Below are 4521 nucleotides of genomic sequence, written 5' to 3' on the forward strand. Positions count from 1 at the left end.
CAGTTCGCGGTGCGCGACGAACTCGCCAAGGGCATCGAGCACTTCAAGGCCAAGGCCGGCGCCGCGATGATCCTCGACGTGCAGACCGGCGAGGTGATCGCGCTGGTCTCGATGCCGGACTTCGACCCGAACAACCCCGTCGACGCGCTGTCGGACGACCGCATCAACCGCATGAACGTCGGCGTGTACGAGATGGGCTCGACCTTCAAGGCGATGACGCTCGCCATGGCGCTCGAATCGGGCAAGTACAACGTCAACTCGACCTTCGACACCCGCGGCGGCGTGCTCAACTGGGGTCGCTCGAAGATCCACGAGTATCACGGCACCAACCGCCTCATCACCATGCCGGAGGTGTTCACGCACTCCTCCAACATCGGCTCGGCCAAGATGGCGCTCGGCGTCGGCGTGCCTGGCCACAGGGCGTTCCTGCGCAGGATGGGCCTGCTCGACCGGATGCGCACCGAACTGCCCGAGAGCGCGAGCCCGATCGTGCCGGCGCGCTGGACCGAGATCAACACCATCACCATCGCCTTCGGCCACGGGCTGGCGGTGGCGCCGATCCAGGCGACGGCGGCGGTGGCGGCCATCGCCAACGGCGGCTTCCTGATGACGCCGACCTTCCTCAGGACGACCGTCGAGGAGGCGCGTGCGAAGGCGACGCAGGTGCTCCGCCCGGAGACCAGCGAGGCGATGCGCTTCATCATGCGGCTCAACGCCGTCGAGGGCTCGGCCAAGAAGGCGGCGATCCCGTACTACTTCGTCGGCGGCAAGACCGGCACCGCCGAGAAGGTGATCGGCGGGCGCTACAACAAGAACCGCCTGTTCACGACCTTCATGGCGGCAGCCCCCATGGACAAGCCGAAATACCTCTTCGTCACGATCATGGACGAGCCGCAGGGGCTGCCCGAGAGCGGCGGCTACGCCACGGCGGCTTGGAACGCCGGCGTCGTGACCGGCAAGGTGATCGAGCGCGTCGCGCCGATCCTCGGCCTGCCGCCGCAGTTCGAGCCGCCGGTGAAGCCGTTTCCGCTCATGGTCAAGCTCAACGCCTACCACGCCAACCAGGTCGGCGGCCCGTGAGCGCGCCGACGCTGGGGCTGCTGTTTCCGGAGGCCGGGCCGGCGGTCGCGGGCCTGCCGGTCGCCGGGCTCACCGCCGACAGCCGCCGGGTGGTGCGGGGCGGCGTGTTCGTCGCGGTGCCGGGCACGACGTCGGACGGACGCCTGTTCGCGGGCCGGGCGGCCGCGGCCGGCGCCGTCGCGGTGGCGGGCGAGGGCGCAGCACCCGCCGACCTGCCGGCGGGGTGCCCGTGGATCGCGGTCGCGGATGCCCGCCGCGCCCTGGCGCTCGCCGCCGCCCGCCTCTCGGGGCGCCAGCCCGGGACCGTCGTCGCGGTGACGGGCACCGCGGGCAAGAGCTCGGTCGCCGACTTCGTCCGCCAGATCCTGTCGCGCCTGGGCCGCGCATCGGCGAGCCTCGGCACGGTGGGCATCGTCACCGACCGCGGCGCAACGTATGGCTCGCTCACCACGCCCGATCCCGTCACCCTGCACGAGACCCTGGCGCGGCTCGCCGCGGACGGCATCACCGAGCTTGCCGTGGAGGCGTCCTCCCACGGCATCGAGCAGCGCCGGCTCGACGGCGTGCGCCTGACGGCGGCCGGCTTCACCAATCTCGGGCGCGACCACCTCGACTACCACGCCACCGTCGAGGACTACCTCGCGGCCAAGCTGCGGCTGTTCACGACGCTGCTGCCGGCGGGCTCGCCCGCGGTGATCAACGCCGACGGCGCCTTCTCCGACCGGGCGATCGCCGCCGCCGGGGCTGCCGGCCACGACATCCGCACCACCGGCCGCGCGGGAACCGCGATCCGTCTGGTCGATGCGCGGACCGAGGGGTTCTCGCAGGCCCTCGGCCTCGACGGCGCCCACGGCGCGCGCAGGCTGCTTCTGCCGCTGGTCGGCGGATTCCAGGTCGAGAACGCGCTGCTCGCCGCCGGCCTCGTGCTGGCGACGCCGGCGGGCGCTGCCGATCCGGACGGGGTCTTCGCGGCGCTGGAACACCTCACCGGCGTGCCCGGCCGCATGGAACGGGTCGGCGAGGCGAACGGTGCGCTCTGCCTCGTCGACTACGCCCACAAGCCCGAGGCGCTGGAGGGGGTTCTGACCGCGCTCCGCCCCTTCGCCACGGGGCGCCTCACGCTGGTCTTCGGCTGCGGCGGCGACCGCGACCGCGGCAAGCGCCCGGTCATGGGCGCCATCGCCCAGAGGCTCGCCGACCGCGTGATCGTCACCGACGACAACCCGCGCGGCGAGGCGCCGGCCGCGATCCGCGCCGCGATCCTCGATCGGGCGCCGGACGCGACGGAGATCGGCGACCGCACGGAGGCCATCCATGCGGCGGTGCGCGGCCTGCGGCCCGGCGACGTGCTGGTGGTGGCCGGCAAGGGCCACGAAACCGGCCAGATCGTCGGCGACCGGGTGCTGCCGTTCTCGGACCACGCGGTGTTGCGGGCGGCCATGGCCGAGTTCGCGCCATGACCACCTCCGTGGCGTCTTACGACGAACGCCGCGCATCCCCCCTCTGCGGGGGAGGGTGGCCCGCGAGCCAAGTCGGGAGAGGGGAGCGCCGTATCCGGACCTGTCGCTCCCCTCTCACGACCCTCGCTCACGTGAGGCCCACCCTCCCTCGCAGCGGGGGGAGGGAAGAGACGGCCGCCATACGACCGGAGGGTGCATGACCTCGAACACCCCGCTCTGGACCGCCGCCGCCCTCGAAGCCGTGACCGGCGGAACGCTGCACGGCGCGGTCGGCACGATCACCGGCGCGTCGATCGACACCCGCACCCTCGCGCCCGGCGACCTGTTCTTCGCGATCCGGGGCGAGGCGCGGGACGGGCACGACTTCGTCCGTGCGGCGCTCGACAAGGGCGCCGGCGCGGCCGTGGTCGCGGCCGGCCGCGCGGCCGGCTTCGACGGCCCGGTGCTGGCGGTGCCGGGCTCAGGGACCGACCCGGTCCTCGACGCGATGACGCGGCTCGGGCGGGCGGCGCGCGCCCGCACCGCGGCGCAGGTCGTCGCCGTCACCGGCTCTGTCGGCAAGACCGGGACCAAGGAGGCGCTGCGCCACGTGCTCGCCGCGCAAGGCGCGACCCACGCCTCGGTCGCCTCCTACAACAACCACTGGGGCGTGCCGCTGACGCTGGCGCGGATGCCGGCGGACACCCGCTTCGGGGTGTTCGAGGTCGGCATGAACCACGCCCGCGAGATCGTGCCGCTCGCCGCCCAGGTGCGGCCGGACGTGGCGCTGGTGACCACCGTCGAGCCGGTGCATAGCGAGCACTTCGCCTCGCTCTCGGCGATCGCGGACGCCAAGGGCGAGATCTTCTCCGGGCTCCGCACGGGGGGCGTCGCGGTGATCAACCGCGACAACCCGAGCTTTCCCCGCCTGCACGCCCACGCCCTCGCCTCGGCCGCCGGCCGCATCGTCACCTTCGGCGAGCATGAGGAGGCCGACGTGCGCGCGCGCCGCATCGTGCTGCGCCCCGACCTCTCGGTGGTCGATGCGGTGGTGATGGGCCGGCCGGTCACCTACCAACTCGGCACGCCGGGCCGGCACACGGCGCTGAACTCGCTCGGCGTCATGGCGGTGGTCCACAGCCTCGGGGCGGACCTCGCCCGCGCCGCCCTCTCGCTCGCGGCCCTGCGTCCGCCGGTCGGGCGCGGCGAGCGCACGGCGCTCCACCTCGAGGACGGTGCGGCCTTCCTCGTCGACGAGAGCTACAACGCCAACCCGGCCTCGGTGCGGGCGGCGCTGGCGGCCCTTGCCGCCATCGAGACCGGCCCGCGCGGGCGCCGCATCGCGGTGCTCGGCGACATGCTGGAACTCGGCGCGGCAGGCGCGGCGCATCACCGCGACCTCGCCGCCGCGGTCGCGGACAACGCGGTCGACCTCGTCTTCACCGCCGGCACCCTGATGGGCCACCTGTTCGAGGCGCTGCCGGTCTCCCGTCGTGGCCTTGCCGCCGGAACCGCGGCCGATCTCATCGCCCCGCTGGAGAAGATCCTGCGGCCGGGCGACGCCGTGATGGTCAAGGGCTCGAACGGCATTCGCATGGGCCGGATTGTCGAGGCGCTGAAAGCCCGCTACGCGAGCCCGCCGGCGCGGCGCGACGCGTCGGCCGCGCCGTGACCGGCGCCCCCGATCGTCCGCCGAGGCCAAGGGCCGTCACACCCCTGCGCCGCCCTCCTTCGTCTGAGTCAAGCGGCCGAGCCCCCGGATGCTGTACCTCCTGTCGGACCTGAGCGGCACGCTCTCGGCCCTCAACGTCTTCCGCTACATCACCTTCCGCACCGGGGGCGCGCTGTTCACGGCGGGCCTGTTCGTGTTCTGGTTCGGGCCGTGGATCATCTCCCTGCTGCGCCTGCGCCAGGGCAAGGGCCAGCCGATCCGCGAGGACGGGCCGCAGACCCACCTGCTGACCAAGCGCGGCACGCCGACCATGGGCGGGCTGATGATCCT

At 73.4% G+C, this 4521-nt stretch carries 3 protein-coding genes and 1 pseudogene; all 4 read left to right on the forward strand.

Annotation, left to right across the window (positions count from 1 at the left end):
* The coding region (locus ACFE86_RS21300; RefSeq protein ID WP_375457313.1) for a peptidoglycan D,D-transpeptidase FtsI family protein at positions 1 to 1080 on the forward strand (1080 nt) is incomplete at its 5' end.
* Positions 1077 to 2540, forward strand: a complete 1464-nt coding sequence (locus ACFE86_RS21305) for a UDP-N-acetylmuramoyl-L-alanyl-D-glutamate--2,6-diaminopimelate ligase (RefSeq protein WP_375457314.1) — start codon at positions 1077 to 1079, stop codon at positions 2538 to 2540. The genes ACFE86_RS21300 and ACFE86_RS21305, both read left to right, overlap by 4 nt.
* A 196-nt stretch (positions 2541 to 2736) precedes the next feature.
* Complete coding sequence (locus ACFE86_RS21310) at positions 2737 to 4191, forward strand: UDP-N-acetylmuramoylalanyl-D-glutamyl-2,6-diaminopimelate--D-alanyl-D-alanine ligase (protein WP_375457315.1); 1455 nt, start codon at positions 2737 to 2739, stop codon at positions 4189 to 4191.
* A gap of 88 nt (positions 4192 to 4279) precedes the next feature.
* Positions 4280 to 4521, forward strand: a pseudogene (mraY, locus tag ACFE86_RS21315) (phospho-N-acetylmuramoyl-pentapeptide-transferase); the annotation flags it as partial.

Origin of the sequence: uncultured Methylobacterium sp. (assembly GCF_964244095.1) — a bacterium.
GTDB lineage: Bacteria > Pseudomonadota > Alphaproteobacteria > Rhizobiales > Beijerinckiaceae > Methylobacterium.